Annotated in this window: 19 protein-coding genes; 15 read left to right on the top strand and 4 right to left on the bottom strand. The window is 58.1% G+C overall.

Annotation, left to right across the window (positions count from 1 at the left end; all coding sequences use genetic code 11):
- Window positions 1-8 precede the first annotated feature (8 nt).
- Genes DJ563_RS10965 through DJ563_RS10935 form a run of 7 tightly spaced genes read left to right on the top strand, consistent with a single transcriptional unit; the run spans window position 9 to window position 6,242 of the window.
- Window positions 9-392, top strand: coding sequence for a phage tail assembly chaperone (locus DJ563_RS10965; protein WP_434519502.1), 384 nt, complete (start codon window positions 9-11; stop codon window positions 390-392).
- The gene (locus DJ563_RS10960; protein WP_434519718.1) at window positions 320-706 is read left to right on the top strand and encodes a DUF1799 domain-containing protein; all 387 of its coding nucleotides are present in this window, start codon (window positions 320-322) and stop codon (window positions 704-706) included. Before DJ563_RS10965 ends, DJ563_RS10960 begins: the two co-directional genes overlap by 73 nt.
- A 3-nt stretch (window positions 707-709) precedes the next feature.
- On the top strand, window positions 710-4,192 hold the full coding sequence (locus DJ563_RS10955; protein ID WP_434519501.1) for a phage tail tape measure protein: 3,483 nt from the start codon (window positions 710-712) through the stop codon (window positions 4,190-4,192).
- Window positions 4,192-4,530, top strand: coding sequence for a phage tail protein (locus DJ563_RS10950; protein WP_434519500.1), 339 nt, complete (start codon window positions 4,192-4,194; stop codon window positions 4,528-4,530). The genes DJ563_RS10955 and DJ563_RS10950 overlap by 1 nt, the downstream gene beginning before the upstream one ends.
- Window positions 4,531-4,539: 9 nt before the next feature.
- Window positions 4,540-5,289: a phage minor tail protein L gene (locus tag DJ563_RS10945; RefSeq protein WP_434519499.1), complete on the top strand. Its 750-nt coding sequence runs from the start codon at window positions 4,540-4,542 to the stop codon at window positions 5,287-5,289.
- A gap of 2 nt (window positions 5,290-5,291) precedes the next feature.
- The gene (locus DJ563_RS10940; protein WP_434519498.1) at window positions 5,292-6,047 is read left to right on the top strand and encodes a C40 family peptidase; all 756 of its coding nucleotides are present in this window, start codon (window positions 5,292-5,294) and stop codon (window positions 6,045-6,047) included.
- A gap of 27 nt (window positions 6,048-6,074) precedes the next feature.
- Window positions 6,075-6,242, top strand: a complete 168-nt coding sequence (locus tag DJ563_RS10935) for a hypothetical protein (RefSeq protein WP_274097704.1) — start codon at window positions 6,075-6,077, stop codon at window positions 6,240-6,242.
- On the opposite strand, the gene DJ563_RS10930 is transcribed toward DJ563_RS10935, so the two are convergent.
- Window positions 6,239-6,424 (bottom strand): hypothetical protein, encoded by a 186-nt coding sequence (locus DJ563_RS10930; RefSeq protein ID WP_274097703.1) that lies wholly within the window; start codon window positions 6,422-6,424, stop codon window positions 6,239-6,241. The two genes, DJ563_RS10935 and DJ563_RS10930, sit on opposite strands and share 4 nt — an antisense overlap.
- Window positions 6,425-6,489: 65 nt before the next feature.
- Window positions 6,490-6,909, bottom strand: a complete 420-nt coding sequence (locus DJ563_RS10925) for a hypothetical protein (protein WP_434519497.1) — start codon at window positions 6,907-6,909, stop codon at window positions 6,490-6,492.
- 175 nt (window positions 6,910-7,084) lie between these two features.
- Here DJ563_RS10925 and DJ563_RS10920 point away from each other — a divergent pair, with 175 nt between their 5' ends.
- On the top strand, window positions 7,085-7,717 hold the full coding sequence (locus DJ563_RS10920; RefSeq protein ID WP_434519496.1) for a hypothetical protein: 633 nt from the start codon (window positions 7,085-7,087) through the stop codon (window positions 7,715-7,717).
- A gap of 52 nt (window positions 7,718-7,769) precedes the next feature.
- On the opposite strand, the gene DJ563_RS10915 is transcribed toward DJ563_RS10920, so the two are convergent.
- Together DJ563_RS10915 and DJ563_RS10910 are read right to left on the bottom strand one after the other, a co-directional pair.
- Window positions 7,770-8,279 (bottom strand): hypothetical protein, encoded by a 510-nt coding sequence (locus DJ563_RS10915; RefSeq protein ID WP_434519495.1) that lies wholly within the window; start codon window positions 8,277-8,279, stop codon window positions 7,770-7,772.
- Window positions 8,280-8,454: 175 nt separating this feature from the next.
- Window positions 8,455-8,883 (bottom strand): Arc family DNA-binding protein, encoded by a 429-nt coding sequence (locus DJ563_RS10910; protein WP_434519494.1) that lies wholly within the window; start codon window positions 8,881-8,883, stop codon window positions 8,455-8,457.
- A gap of 117 nt (window positions 8,884-9,000) precedes the next feature.
- On the opposite strand from DJ563_RS10910, the gene DJ563_RS10905 reads away from it, so the two are divergent.
- The 7 genes from DJ563_RS10905 to DJ563_RS10875 all read left to right on the top strand — a co-directional run bounded on the left by DJ563_RS10905 (window position 9,001) and on the right by DJ563_RS10875 (window position 12,878).
- The gene (locus tag DJ563_RS10905) at window positions 9,001-9,156 is read left to right on the top strand and encodes an Arc family DNA-binding protein (RefSeq protein ID WP_238211115.1); all 156 of its coding nucleotides are present in this window, start codon (window positions 9,001-9,003) and stop codon (window positions 9,154-9,156) included.
- A gap of 74 nt (window positions 9,157-9,230) precedes the next feature.
- Window positions 9,231-10,118, top strand: coding sequence for an ORF6N domain-containing protein (locus DJ563_RS10900; RefSeq protein ID WP_434519493.1), 888 nt, complete (start codon window positions 9,231-9,233; stop codon window positions 10,116-10,118).
- Entirely contained in the window at window positions 10,115-10,690 is a 576-nt protein-coding gene (locus tag DJ563_RS10895) for a hypothetical protein (protein ID WP_434519492.1), read from the top strand. The genes DJ563_RS10900 and DJ563_RS10895 overlap by 4 nt, the downstream gene beginning before the upstream one ends.
- Window positions 10,683-11,141 (top strand): hypothetical protein, encoded by a 459-nt coding sequence (locus DJ563_RS10890; protein WP_434519491.1) that lies wholly within the window; start codon window positions 10,683-10,685, stop codon window positions 11,139-11,141. Before DJ563_RS10895 ends, DJ563_RS10890 begins: the two co-directional genes overlap by 8 nt.
- A 372-nt stretch (window positions 11,142-11,513) precedes the next feature.
- Window positions 11,514-11,867, top strand: coding sequence for a superinfection immunity protein (locus DJ563_RS10885; RefSeq protein ID WP_434519490.1), 354 nt, complete (start codon window positions 11,514-11,516; stop codon window positions 11,865-11,867).
- Between the two features lie 27 nt (window positions 11,868-11,894).
- A complete protein-coding gene (locus tag DJ563_RS10880) occupies window positions 11,895-12,239 on the top strand; it encodes a hypothetical protein (protein WP_434519489.1) in 345 nt (114 codons plus the stop codon).
- A 51-nt stretch (window positions 12,240-12,290) separates the two neighbouring features.
- On the top strand, window positions 12,291-12,878 hold the full coding sequence (locus DJ563_RS10875; protein ID WP_434519488.1) for a tail assembly protein: 588 nt from the start codon (window positions 12,291-12,293) through the stop codon (window positions 12,876-12,878).
- Window positions 12,879-12,905 lie beyond the last annotated feature (27 nt).

The raw sequence follows: 12,905 nt of genomic DNA, 5'->3' as shown, positions 1-12,905 counted from the left end.
GACTCCTCATGGCGAAGATCAAAATTGCGCAGAACCCCACATTCACCGCCGTAGTGCAGGTGCCGCGAATTGGCGGCGAGTCAGTGCCCGTGGAATTCCAGTTTCGCTACATGGACCGCATGACCCTAGCCGGGATGTTTGACCGTTGGAATAAGGCGCGCGACGCCTGGACGGAGAAGGCCAAGAATGACGGCGCAACTTGGGAGGAGGTCACCGCCGGCGAGATCACCCTGCAGGCTGAGCAGTTGGGCGAGATCGTCACCGGCTGGGACCTTGAGGACGAGTTCGGCGGCGAGGCTATTGTAGACCTGGTGCGCACCTGCACCGGTGCACCGAAGGCGGTCGTCGATGCTTTCCAGGCTGCTTACAGCCCGGCCCGCTTGGGAAACTGAGAGCGGCGGCCCGGGCCTGTTACGAGCGGGGCCCGTCCGCCGAGCAACTAGCGGCGCTCGGGCTGACCCTTGATGACATCGAGGAGGAGGTACTGGAGGTCTGGCCTGATGCATGGCCAGCCTTCCGACTGTTCGATGCTTTGGGCACGCAGTGGCGGGTGGCGTCAGGCGGCCCGTCCGGCCTGGACTACAGCGCCATTCCCGCAACGGCTGCAATGCTCGGCATCCAGCGCCGCGACCTCACCGACATTTTTCCCGATCTCCGCGTCATGGAGGTTGAGGCCCTGGCCGTCATGGCCGAATCGATGGAGTAGATCATGACCACCATTGCCTCTCTCGGTCTTCAGATCGACTCCGGAGATGCCGTCGAGGCAAAAGACAATCTCGATCAGCTGACGGACGCCGGCAAGCGCAGCGAGGAGTCGGCCGGGCGAACCGGGCGCGCCTGGGAGACTGCCCTGGGCAGCCTGCAGGGTGACACCCGGCAGATTGTGCAAGAGCTGCAGGCGCTCAACGCCAAGCAGGCCGAGCTGGCGCAGCAGATGGCCACCGTGGGGCGCGCCGTTACCAGTGCCTCCACGGCGTTCAGCAGCGCCGCCGCTAACATGGGGGCATTTCGGACTGAGACCGCGCAGGCGGGCAAGGTGCAGGAGGCGCTTACCAGTGCCACGGATGCCGGAGCCCAGGCCGGCCGGCGCGCTGCCGAATCTGCTGACGAGCAGCAAGCCAGAATTCTGGCCGTGGCCAAGGCCTCGCTTGAGGCAAGCCAGTACGTCCAGTCGCTAAACCGGGCGACAGAGCAAAGCGCCGAGGTTACCGCTCAGGCGAACGCCGTGCTGTCGGACAGTGCCAGCCGTCAGGCGTCCATCAATAGCCGGGCCCAGGCCCTTATTGCCACGGAGGAGCGCCAGGCGGAGGCGGCAAAGAAGGCCGCCGGCGCACATCGGGAAGAAGGCCAGGCGCTGGAAGAGCTGCTGGGCAAGATCGACCCAACCGTCGCGGCTATGAGCCGGCTGGACCAGATGGAGCAGAGGCTGAAAGGCTTTCGCACCAGTGGCGCGCTCGATGCTGAGACCTTCGGCGAGTACCAGGCGAAGATCGACCAGGCGCGTGCATCACTGGGAGGGATGGATGTCGCGCTTGGCAAGACTGGGATGAGCGCTAGGCAGACGGCTGCGGCTATGCGCATGCTGCCAGCGCAATTTTCAGACGTTGTGATCAGTTTGCAGGCCGGCCAATCGCCGCTCAGTGTTTTTCTGCAGCAAGGTAGTCAGGTTAAAGATTCGTTTGGCGGAATCGGCGCTGCGGCAAAAGCGATGGGGGGCTACGTTGCCGGCCTGATCAGTCCGCTGACCTTGTCCGCAGCAGCCGTTACTGGGCTGGCGGTGGCAGTCGGCGCTGGATTGAGTGACCTCAATGAATTCAACAAGGCTCTTGCGTCTACGGGCGGTGTCGCAGGGAAATCTTCATCACAGCTCGTTGATCTGCAAAACAAGCTGGCCAACGGGAAGTACTTCAGCCAGGCGAACGAAGCATTGCTCGCGCTGGTCGGATCGGGAAAGCTTACAGGTGAGACATTCGACGCCGTTGCAGGAGCCGCAACCCAGCTCTCCGCGGCTACAGGCGAGAGCGCTGGTAATTTCGCAAAAATGTTTGTCGATGCGAAAAACGACGTCACAGCCTTCGCGTTGGAGTTCAACTCCAAATATCACACGGTGACCCTGGCCACCTTTGACCAGATTCAGGCTCTTGAAGATCAAGGGCGCCACATGGACGCCTTGAAGTTGCTCGCGGGCGAAGTGTCAGAGGAAATGACTCGCCGCAATCAGGAGATAGCCGAGTCTACACGCGGTATTGCCAAGCTTTGGAATGACGCGACCAGTGCTGTGCGTAGGTACTGGCATGAGTTGAAGCAGGGGGTAGCGGCTGATCCAGACCAGTTTCGGATGCAAGTGTTGCAGCAGCAGGTTGCTGATATCGACAAGCAGTTCTGGTTCAGCGATAGCTCCCGAGACGCTCTGAAAAAGCAGTACACCGACGAAATTGCTTTGATCCAGAAGCGAATGGATGCTGGCGCCAAGGAGCGTCAGGATCGCGCGGACGGAGAAGCCGCGATTCAGAAGCAAGCCGACCTCCAGAAGAAGCTGAATGACCAGCTGGACAATGCCAGTCCGGAGCGGAAGAGAAGCAAGGCGTTACAAGATCTCAAGCAGCGATTCTTCGACCTGCGCGATGCCGCGAAGGAAACAGGCAAACAGAGCGCCTTATTGACCGGGGTTTCCTTTGATGGTGACAAGATTTCCGGAGGTGCATTTGACACCTTGGCGAAGACTATCGCTGACCGGAACAAGGTCGGCAAGACTTCAGCGGTCGACCTAACCGGGTTCAACGACCAGAAGAACGCCCTGGCCGCCATCCTGGCCGAGTACAAGAACAACCAGAAGGAACTGGACGCGGCGCAGAAGGCCGGCCTGATCTCACGGGAGTCTTATGCAGCCCAGCGGTCGGCAATCATCGAGCAGCAGAAGGTCGAGGTCACAAACGCCTACGAGGCGGAGATCAAGGCGCTGGAGGAAGCCAAAGGGCGAAGTAGTACCAGCGCGCAGCAGCGTATCCAACTGGACCAGAAGATCGCTGATGCCCAGGCCGCCATGGTGAAGGCGCAAAAGGACGCCGATACTGAGCTTTCGGTGCTGGCGACCAATGAGCAAGGACGCTTGGCCAAGCAAGCCAGGGCTGTGCAGACCTACACGGACGCCCTCGACCAGCAAGTCCTGGCACTGAGGCAGCAGGGGCAGCGCTCCGCCAATAGCCTTGGACTCGGTGATCGCCAGCGCGGCTTACAGGATCAGCAGAACGACATCACCGATCGGATGAACCAGCAGCGCCTCGACCTGGCCAACCAATATGGCGACGGCTCCCGCGGCATGAGTCTTGATGAGTACAACCAGAAGCTGGCCGCGCTGAGCAAAACCGAGCGAGAGCTGCAGGAAACAACCATCACCAACTACGACCAGATGACGGTCGCGCAGGGTGATTGGCGCAAGGGAGCATCATCTGCCTTTCAGAACTACCTGGAGCAGGCACGTGATGTTGCCGGGCAAACGAAAGCGCTGTTCACAAACGCGTTTAGTTCGATGGAGGATGCGATCGTCAACTTTGCCATGACCGGCAAGTTCTCCTTCACGGACTTCACCAAGTCGATTCTCGCTGACATGGTTCGGATCGAGACCCAGCGTGCCGCGTCAGGGTTGCTAGGCGGCTTGGTGAGCTGGGGGACCACTGCGGCTTCTGCCTACTTTGGCGGGGGCAGCGGCAATGGTATGCAGCCCGGGTCAGCAGGTGCTGTTTCCTCTAACCTCGGCGCATCGCAGGCAGGCTATGGCAGCGCCTACTTTCCCCAAGCGCTTGGCGGTGCTTGGTCGAACGGCGTTCAGTTGTTCGCCAATGGGGGGGCATTTACCAACTCCATCGTCAGCACACCCACGGCCTTCGGCATGGCCGGCGGCAGGATGGGGGTCATGGGCGAGGCTGGAGACGAGGCGGTGATGCCATTGACTCGAACAGCTGGCGGCCAGCTTGGCGTGAGGGCAGTGGGTGGAGACGGTGGAACCTCAATCAGCCTCTCGGCCCCTGTCAGCCTGGTTATGGAGGACAGGAGCAGCGAAGGCTTGCAGCTCGATCAGGCACTGCTGCAGCAGAACATGCAGAAACAGGTGCAAATGGCTGCCGAAAAGGCGGTCGCTGACTCTTGGCGCCCTGGCGGGATTAGCCATCGAAACACTCAAGGGAGGCGCTGATGGCGATCGAGAAGTTCAGCTGGCCGACGCAGCGCGGTGAAACGCCGGATATCAACTACCGGGTCCGCGAGTCCCGCTTCGGCGGAGGCTACCGGCAAACGGTGGGTGATGGCCCCAACAACAAGGAAGACAGCTACCCAATCACCGTGACGGGAACGAAGGCCCAGGTCCGCAAGGTCATGGAGTTCTTCGACCGGCACGGTGGCGCCAAGGCATTTCTCTGGTCGACGCCTCTCGGGGATCTCGGGCTCTTCACTTGCACTGACCCCAAGCCCACGCCCGTCGGCGGTGGCCGATTCAAAGTCACCGCTACCTTCGAGCGGGCATTTCACCCGTAAGGATTCACCATGTCACTGATCAAGGACATCCAGACCCTAGAGCCTGGCAGCGAGGTGTTGCTATTCGAGCTGGATGGCTCGGACTTCGGCGCGGACACTCTGCGGTTCCATGGGTACGCGATCCCGCACACCCCAGAGGAACTGGCTGCCGCCGGCACTAACGCGGACCAACTGCCGGCCAAGTCCATTTGGTGGCAGGGCAACGAGTACGGTGCCTGGCCAATGCAGATCGATGGCATTGAGGCGAACTCGGACGGCACCGCCGTGCGGCCCACGCTCACGGTCGGTAACGTCAACGGCAGGATCACCGCGCTGTGCCTCGCGTTCGATAACCTTCTGGAGTTCAAGCTGACCATGCGGCACACCATGGCGCGGTACTTGGACGCAGCGAACTTTCCCGCTGGCAACTCTGAGGCCGACCCCGCAGAGGAAGCTGTCGAGGTCTGGTACATCGACCAGAAGGTGTCCGAGAACGGCTCCACGGTAGCTTGGGAGCTGGCCAGCCCTGGCGATGTAGGAGGCGAGACGCTTGGCCGGCAGATGACCCAGCTGTGCCACTGGGCGATGACCGCCGGCTACCGCGGCCCGAACTGCGGATACACCGGCCCCTACTTCGACCTCGACGGAAAAGCCACGGACGATCCTGCAAGGGACCAGTGCAATGGCTGCCTGGACACTGGCTGCACAGTTCGCTTTGGCCGGGGCAACCAGTTGCCCTTCGGCGGCTTCCCTGCTGTTTCTCTGATCTCACGGAGCTGACAATGCGCAAACACATCTTCGCCGCCGTGCAATCGCACGCTGCGGCAGAGTACCCGCGGGAGTGCTGCGGGCTGATCATCGCTGCAGGCCGCTCGCAGAAGTACGTGCCATGCGACAACACCGCGACCGATCCGGCCGAGGAGTTCCGCATCTCACCGGAGCAGTATGCGGCCGCCGAGGATCAGGGCCAGGTGATCGGTATCGTCCACTCGCACCCGGACGCTACCAGTCGGCCATCGCCCCGCGACTTGGCCATGTGTGAAGCCACTGGCTTGCCCTGGTACATCCTGTCGTGGCCGGAGGGCGACCTCCGCACCGTCATGCCAACCGGTCACACTCCGCTGCTAGATCGACCTTTCGTGCACGGTGCTTGGGACTGCTGGCAGGTCTGTGCGGACTGGTACAAGCGGGAGTGGGATCTGGAGTTTCCGGCGTACGCCCGGGATGAGGGTTGGTGGGAGCAGGCGGACGGCCCGAGTCTGTATGAGCAGACCTATGAAGCCGCTGGGTTCTACGAGGTCAGCCAGCCGCAGCGCGGCGACATGATCGTCATGGCAGTGGGGCGCACCGCCCACCCGAACCACGCCGGTATTTACCTGGGCGCCGATGCGCAGTTGCCCGAGGAGCATTCCCAGGTCTTCGGCCCCGGCCCCTACATGCTGCACCACCTGCTCGGCAGGCCATCAGAAATCATCGTGTTCGGCGGGCCATGGCTCGACCGGACCCGTCTTGTGTTGCGTCATCGGGACGCGAAGTAAAGCGGCAAGGCCGCGGGAGAGTGCGTAATGAGTGAAGCAAAACGAATTGACGAGCTGGAAAAAGGCCTGGACCAGGCGCTCACCATATTGGTAAGTCTTGAGGCTCGCCTCGGTAGCGAAGCGAGCCAACGGATTGCTTCCGACAGTGATTTAGCGCAGCGAGTTAGCTTGCTTGAGAAGACTCAGCAGCGCTAGCGGGCGTGCTGTTTGGCGGCTTCCTGGCGCGCAAGTTCTTCGATCTGGGCGATTGTCAGGTTGTCGATTGGCTGGCCTGGCGTCACCCAAACGGTGGTAGTAGTGTCGGCGGATATGTTCCTCAGAGTGACGTTGATGCGGCCATCAGCGCTTGTCACCAAGGTGTAAAGCTTGAAAGACATTCGGTAACTCCTTGTTGAGCTTGCCCCAGTCCATGGGCTTTCCGGCAACGGACCGGGGCGGTTCTTTACAGCTCTTTTGAGCTCGGGTATTTCGTCTTATACAGAGCAAGCTCATCCACGGTCCCGGGGCCGGAATCTGGACCTGAGTGCGGAATGTAGAAGGTACTGATCGACCGACTATCGTTAACGGCGCGGTCCACTGTATGCATGGAAGCCCAAGGGATGAAAACGTGCCCTCTGGAGAAGCCCGAGTTAGGATCTTTGGCTTCAAGAAAAACCGTAAGACTGTCATTGATTTTTAGAGACTTCTCTTTCCTGAGCTTTCTGGCAGGAGCGTCTTGGAAAAAAGCCTTCAGATAGTCCTCAAGCGTGTCGATTTTGTCTGGGGATACGATAAGGAGCTGGCTAGTGCCTTGAGCCGCCAAAATCAGCATGCGGCGGAATTCTTCTTGCCTCTCCAGATGTTCGGTGCTGTGGTACTGCATACCTTTTTCCTGCGTGTTGTTGGGTTTAAGTAATTAGTGGAGGCACAACGCTACTACGCAGGCTACGTAGCCGGGTACTGGCTTTCCATCCACGCTGGATGGGTGGACAGGAATTGAGAACGAAACACCGGCATGGCACGCTGGACGGCTTTATAGGGCTCGGAAGGAGCTGGGCGTGATCACTGCTGCGGAAAAGAGGATTTTATGCATCCAAGTCATGGGCGCGGAGCTTGGTGCAATGTACTGCGACCTCAACGATCACCTACTCGATATGCTGCTGCTATGGAAGCAATATGAGCAGCTCTTCGGTGTTGACCAGGATACTGTACAGATCCTGAACCGCTCGGCCCCTACGTTTTTTGGTGTCGTGCAAGCGCAGCTATGGGATGCAGTGATGCTCGGGATATCAAGGCTTACTGACTCGCCCGAGAACAAATCCCAGCAAAACCTTTCCATTCGAGCTATTCCTCCAAATATCAGTGATTTGACTGTACGTATTCAGGTGGAAGACGCGGTCAAGGCAGCGCTGGCAGACACGAAATTCGCACGCGATCATCGCAACAAGCGTATTGCGCACACTGACCTTTTGCATATTCAGGGGCGTGCCGCTAAACCACTCCCACCTGCGAGCCGTAATAAGATCAAAGCGGGACTGGATTCGATCTGTGCAGTACTGGAAATTCTCAATGGCCATTACCGGCAGTCGGTAATGCTATACGACGATCTCATCTATGATGGGGGCGCCGGAAGCGTGATTCGCCTCTTGGAGGATGGTCTGAAACATCAAGACTGCGAGTCGATAGGGTAGTTTATGAGCCCAGCCCAGCGCTGGGCTTTTTGCATCTTGGCTAGAGTTGTCGTCAGGCCCAGGCTACGACCTTGCCGATCCGAACTGGTGGTTTCATCAAGACCTCAAGAAGCGGGGGCCTGCGCTCTCCCTCAGCGGGGCAATGGTTCGATATCGCTGCGTACCAGTATTCTCGAATGTAGCCCAATCGAGTTTGTGGGTCAGTGGCGTAGTCGAGCCAGTTCATATCAAGTGACCAGAAGGTCGACGCAAAAACCTCGAAGATTGGAACCTTAGCGTTAGGCTTCTCTTTGCTTTTCTCAACGAAACGACGGGCATCATCAACCGTGTTCGCCGCGAAGAAAACTTGCATTCGGGACGGATATGCCGCGAATTTTGGATCCTGCCTCTCTCGCTCTAAAAGCCATTCCCTTTGTTCTGCTTCGCTGAGTAGCTCAAAAGGCTTCGTGGAAATGGCTTCCCAATACACTGCACCGAATCGAGTTAGCCCATTGCTGTCGAGTTCAATGGTTTGGCCTTCCACGAGATTCAGGTAGCGATCGGCATGGTAAAAGCGATGCATTTTTGTGCGATCCTTTGCTGACTTGGAAGTGCTGGCGGGCGTTGACATCATGGAGTGGGGCGGCCCGGCGCTTGGGCGGGCTGGGGTATAGCCATTGGCAATACCTGGTCAGTTCGATATTTAGCCCGCGAAAACTCGCTGGTTAAGAAGTGAGCGATGAATGGTTGGGCTTGTTTCAGGCCGCATCGAACCCGATCCAGACCGAATCCGGACCATCCCATTCGAACTCGTAACCAGCATCGGAAAGCATCTCACTGAACGCATCTATTAGAGCGCTCGAATCTTCTTCAGGGATAGCTTCCAGATTCAAATCACTGAAATCCACACTGGCGCTGGCATGCCCCATTGAGACAGCCTGGTTGACACTGTCCACGATCCTTTTTTTGACCGTTGCCGGGATGCTTTGTCGAGCAATGGCAGACATCTGCTTAGCCTTCCCGGCTGGTATCAGCTCTTCCGCAGATGCTTCACCCAAAAAACTCAGCTCCAGCCTCGCGAGAATTTCGGCTGTAGCAGATCGTCCGTTCTCCTTTGCAGCCGCCATCACCTGATCTCTAAGCACCTCAGGTATGCGCAGGTTGAATTGGGGGTCGGTGCGGCTCATGACGAATCCAGTTCTATTAAACAGAACGGAAGGATGCATCACGGTGGTATTGACAGCAATGCATCACCGTTCTACATTTAGTCGTGTAAACAACGGTGATGCATCAGGAGATGCGTGATGGCTAGGAAAGATCCGCAGTTCAACCTGCGATTGCCAGAGGAGTTGAAGCAGTGGGTGGAAGCTCAAGCGCAGAAGAACCACCGCTCTCAAACAGCGGAGTTGGTTTATCTGATAGCGGAGGAAAAAAAGCGGCAGGAGCAGGCAGCAGCCTGAAACGAAGAAGCCCCGACGAGGTGAGAGTCGTCAGGGCTTCGAGAAACGTCAATCAGCTTAGGAAAAACGTCGAGATGAATAATAGCACAGAGGTGACGGCGGGCAACCTGCCGCGCATTATGTACTCTGGAAAGCTGGTAGTTACTACCTCTGTCTTGGCACACGTCTACGGAACGGATGATGTCCGGATTCGCCAGAACTATGACAGGAATGCTGATCGCTTTGTCCCAGGGAAGCATTTCATCAAGGTAGAAGGCGCTGAACTCAAAGACCTGAAGAACAGCGTATCCCAAAGCTACTCTGTCGAAATCATCCACAAGCAAGCCCGCAGCGTGATGCTTTGGACTGAGCGCGGCGCCGCTAGGCACGCCAAGATGCTGGATACAGACAAAGCCTGGGAGATGTTCGAAGCCCTGGAAGACAGCTACTTCGGTCGCAGCAATGGTGCGCAACAGCTACCGATTTCAGCTATGCAGACTCTTATTGGTACTGTGATCGGCAGTGATGGCGAGCACGTTCTGGATCAGGTCATCGATCAGAAGGCCAGCGCTCTCCCGCCTGCGCTTCGCCGTAGCTTCAAGCACACCATGAAGAGCCGGCTGCGCACCCGGTTCAGCGTTCAGAAGACTGCGCTGATTCCAGCAGAGGAACTGGCAAACGCCTGTAACTTCGTCGCAGCCTACGTCTTCGAGGGCGATCTGATGCCAAAGCGTGAACAGGTCGAGATCGTAGGAAGTCCGCAACAGCGCTACTTGGTTGCCTTCAACCACAAAGGCGAGCAAACGGTTGAAGAGATTCCGAATGACGCTTACGTGCTTTCTCAGCGCGAGCTGATGGCGGGCATGGTCGCGACCCCAGGCGATATCCCAGTCTCGATTCCTGACATGTTCCAGTTTTTGATGGCAGCAGTCGTGAACCTGAAAAGCCGGTGCGAGTACATGACCCGGAGGGCTGGGAAATGAGCATGGAGCTTCTGATCCTGAGCATCAAGGGGACCTCGCCTCTGATGATGCACAGCGACAAGCTGGCTAACCCGCTGCACCCTGCGACGAAAGCTCACAAGGAGCTTACCGCGAAGCGCAAAAAAACTGATGATGATCACCTGGCCATTGCCCGGTCGGAGTTCATCGCCGGCGCCTATTTCGATTCCTCGTCCGGGTTCTTCATACCTGGCGCGAACTTCGACGCGACATTCCTTGCAGGCGCCAAGCTTCAGAAGCTGGGTACGCACTGGAAGCGCGGTGCCCTGGTAATGACTGACAAGGCTGAGCTTGAATTCGCCGGACCATCGACGCCGGAGTCGCTTTGGGAGGATCAGCGTTTCGTCGACTGCCGTGGCGTGAAGGTTGGTCAGGCCAAGATCATGCGGTACCGGCCGATATTCCTCGACTGGGCCTGCCAGCTTGAGGTGGCGATCAACACCGATGTGCTGGACCTGCAGGAGGTGAAGAAGGCTATCGAAGACTCCGGGAAGCTGATCGGCGTCTGCGAGTACCGCCCACGCTTCGGGCGCTTCGAGGTGGCCTATGTCTGAGGTCACCAAGTATCCAGGCCACAAACAGGCGGTCGAGGACTTCCTCAAGGAGTTCAAGTACGGCGACCTTGTGGGGCACGAATGGCTTGAGACTCGTTTCGGCATGCCCTCCGTGGGCGACTCCAAGTCGCTCACGGTCGAGCAGTTCCGTGACCGGCAGTTCGAATGGCTGGCAAACGTCGAAGCGTTCAAGGCCGATCTTCTTCGCGATCACCAGGTCTGCCTGCAGTCGGTGCGAGGGCGCGGTTACCGCTGGGTGCCACCACATGAGCAGACGGGGGTGGCTATGGAGGAGCTGGGGCGCAACGTGCGAAAGGTATTCCGTGGTGCTGGGCAGAAGCTGCGGCACCTGCGGATCACGGAGCTGACTGACGATCAGCGCCGGGACAACCTAGACCAGGTCGCGAAGCTTTCCGCGCTGCACGGGATGGCAAAAAAGGCCTTGAGTTGAGTAGCGTCATGCCCTTTCTATGAGAGGGCATTGCGGTCGGAGCATCATCCGACACGGCTCGGCATGATTCGGCGGACCATGGCAGGGTAAGGTTTGGTTAAGTTTGGGCTGAAAACAGCGTAATGCTCCTTCAGTGAGGGGGTATTGCGGTGGCATAGGCCATCGTTCGGCATGGCTGGGTTCGGTTAGGTACGCTGAGCTGCTGTGTGCCAGGCAAAGGCTTGGTTAGCCTGGGTTCGATTTGGTAGGGCATGGGCCGTAAACGGCATCGAGAGGGCACCTTCGGGTGCCTTTTCTTTTTCCCGCCTGTGCGTTTTTGTTACTGGTGCTCTGGTAATGTAAATTGGCACCATTCACAAGGAGTGCCCTGTCATGTCCAATGCTTCAAGCCCGATGCTCGGGTTCATTCTCCTCGCACTGGCGGTGCTGGTGTACTTCCTTCCAACCATCGTTGCTGGAAAGAGAGGACACCCCAACGGAACATCCATCTTCCTGCTTAATCTTTTCCTTGGGTGGACTGCTATAGGCTGGCTTGCCGCTTTGATCTGGTCGGCCTCTGCCATCAGTGACTACGCTGTTCCGGCTCCTACGCCTTTTACAGCTGCCACTGAAGCCAAGGATGAAGATCCGTACCGGAAGCTTGAAAAGCTCGCTGATCTGAAGGAGCGCGGACATCTGACTGCAGAAGAGTTTGAGGCCGAGAAGGCAAAAATCCTCAACACTTGAACTTCGCCTTCAACAAGGAGGGATCTCATGCGAATTTTGATCAGTGCTTTGGCATTTGCCTTGCTGGCGGGGTGCGTGACGACCGCAGATTTGGAAGGCAACGATCCTTCGATTAGCGCGGTAACGAAGAAAGACCCAAAGCAGTATGCATTGTGCGTTTTCCCTAAGTGGCAGGCTGCCAGGACAGAATCCTCGATGGTGGAGACCGAAAACGGCTACCGCCTATGGGTGTCGAATAGCAGCATGGCAGACGAGCTTCTTGATATCACCAGAACGTCGACCGGCAGTTCAATAGCTCTTCGGCAGCGCATGCCTTGGTCGGCCATGCCGGGTCGTTCCGCTGTGGAAAGGGCCGTCAGGTCATGTCTTTGATCAATCACCACAAACCGCCCCAGGGCGGTTTTTTCATGCCTGGAGGAAAGCATGTCAGCCACAGCGGCCAGTCATCAACCAATGACCATTATCAAGCTATCGGGATCCTTGGCGCAGAAGTTCGGGCGAACTCATCTTCGACAGCTTGACAGCGGTGAAGTCTGGGAGGCCTTCAAGGCTCTGAAAACTACGTTACAGGGATTCGAGGAGGAAATCAGGCGGCTTGATGGGATGGGATTGCGCTTCGCCATCTTTCGTAACCGAAAGAACATTGGCCTGGACGAAATGAATCTGCGCGGCACTCAGGAGGTTCGTGTAGTTCCGGTTGTCCATGGCAGCAAGCGCGGCGGAGTTCTTCAAACCATTATTGGCATTGCTTTGATGGTATCTGCCATATGGCTGGGTCCATCCGCATTTTATGCCGGCCTTTCCATGACGCTTGGCGGAGTGGTTCAGATGCTCAGCCCCCAGGCCAAGGGCCTGTCACAGAGCGCAGCGCCGGAAAATTTGCCTTCGTACGCATTTGGCTCAGCCAAGAACACCACTGCCAGCGGCAACCCTGTCCCGATCTGCATCGGCGAACGCCGCTGGGGCGGAGCGATCATATCTGCCTCGATCGAGGCGCAAGATAAGGCCTAGGGCCAACTCAGCGAACAGCCGCCTCCG

Origin of the sequence: Pseudomonas sp. NFX1, assembly GCF_051123555.1 — a bacterium.
GTDB classification, from domain to species: Bacteria; Pseudomonadota; Gammaproteobacteria; order Pseudomonadales; family Pseudomonadaceae; genus Aquipseudomonas; species Aquipseudomonas capeferrum.
This window is presented reverse-complemented; position numbering and strand designations above follow the sequence as displayed.

Excerpts from the sequence above, each read along its gene's own strand:
- DJ563_RS10875 (WP_434519488.1), top strand. The coding sequence starts at position 12,291 with ATGTCAGCCACAGCGGCCAGTCATCAACCAATGACCATTATCAAGCTA.
- DJ563_RS10955 (WP_434519501.1), top strand. The coding sequence starts at position 710 with ATGACCACCATTGCCTCTCTCGGTCTTCAGATCGACTCCGGAGATGCC.
- DJ563_RS10890 (WP_434519491.1), top strand. The coding sequence starts at position 10,683 with ATGTCTGAGGTCACCAAGTATCCAGGCCACAAACAGGCGGTCGAGGAC.
- DJ563_RS10930 (WP_274097703.1), bottom strand. The coding sequence starts at position 6,424 with ATGTCTTTCAAGCTTTACACCTTGGTGACAAGCGCTGATGGCCGCATC.
- DJ563_RS10925 (WP_434519497.1), bottom strand. The coding sequence starts at position 6,909 with ATGCAGTACCACAGCACCGAACATCTGGAGAGGCAAGAAGAATTCCGC.
- DJ563_RS10895 (WP_434519492.1), top strand. The coding sequence starts at position 10,115 with ATGAGCATGGAGCTTCTGATCCTGAGCATCAAGGGGACCTCGCCTCTG.
- DJ563_RS10900 (WP_434519493.1), top strand. The coding sequence starts at position 9,231 with ATGAATAATAGCACAGAGGTGACGGCGGGCAACCTGCCGCGCATTATG.
- DJ563_RS10950 (WP_434519500.1), top strand. The coding sequence starts at position 4,192 with ATGGCGATCGAGAAGTTCAGCTGGCCGACGCAGCGCGGTGAAACGCCG.
- DJ563_RS10940 (WP_434519498.1), top strand. The coding sequence starts at position 5,292 with ATGCGCAAACACATCTTCGCCGCCGTGCAATCGCACGCTGCGGCAGAG.
- DJ563_RS10880 (WP_434519489.1), top strand. The coding sequence starts at position 11,895 with ATGCGAATTTTGATCAGTGCTTTGGCATTTGCCTTGCTGGCGGGGTGC.
- DJ563_RS10915 (WP_434519495.1), bottom strand. The coding sequence starts at position 8,279 with ATGCATCGCTTTTACCATGCCGATCGCTACCTGAATCTCGTGGAAGGC.
- DJ563_RS10885 (WP_434519490.1), top strand. The coding sequence starts at position 11,514 with ATGTCCAATGCTTCAAGCCCGATGCTCGGGTTCATTCTCCTCGCACTG.
- DJ563_RS10905 (WP_238211115.1), top strand. The coding sequence starts at position 9,001 with ATGGCTAGGAAAGATCCGCAGTTCAACCTGCGATTGCCAGAGGAGTTG.
- DJ563_RS10935 (WP_274097704.1), top strand. The coding sequence starts at position 6,075 with ATGAGTGAAGCAAAACGAATTGACGAGCTGGAAAAAGGCCTGGACCAG.
- DJ563_RS10910 (WP_434519494.1), bottom strand. The coding sequence starts at position 8,883 with ATGAGCCGCACCGACCCCCAATTCAACCTGCGCATACCTGAGGTGCTT.
- DJ563_RS10965 (WP_434519502.1), top strand. The coding sequence starts at position 9 with ATGGCGAAGATCAAAATTGCGCAGAACCCCACATTCACCGCCGTAGTG.
- DJ563_RS10945 (WP_434519499.1), top strand. The coding sequence starts at position 4,540 with ATGTCACTGATCAAGGACATCCAGACCCTAGAGCCTGGCAGCGAGGTG.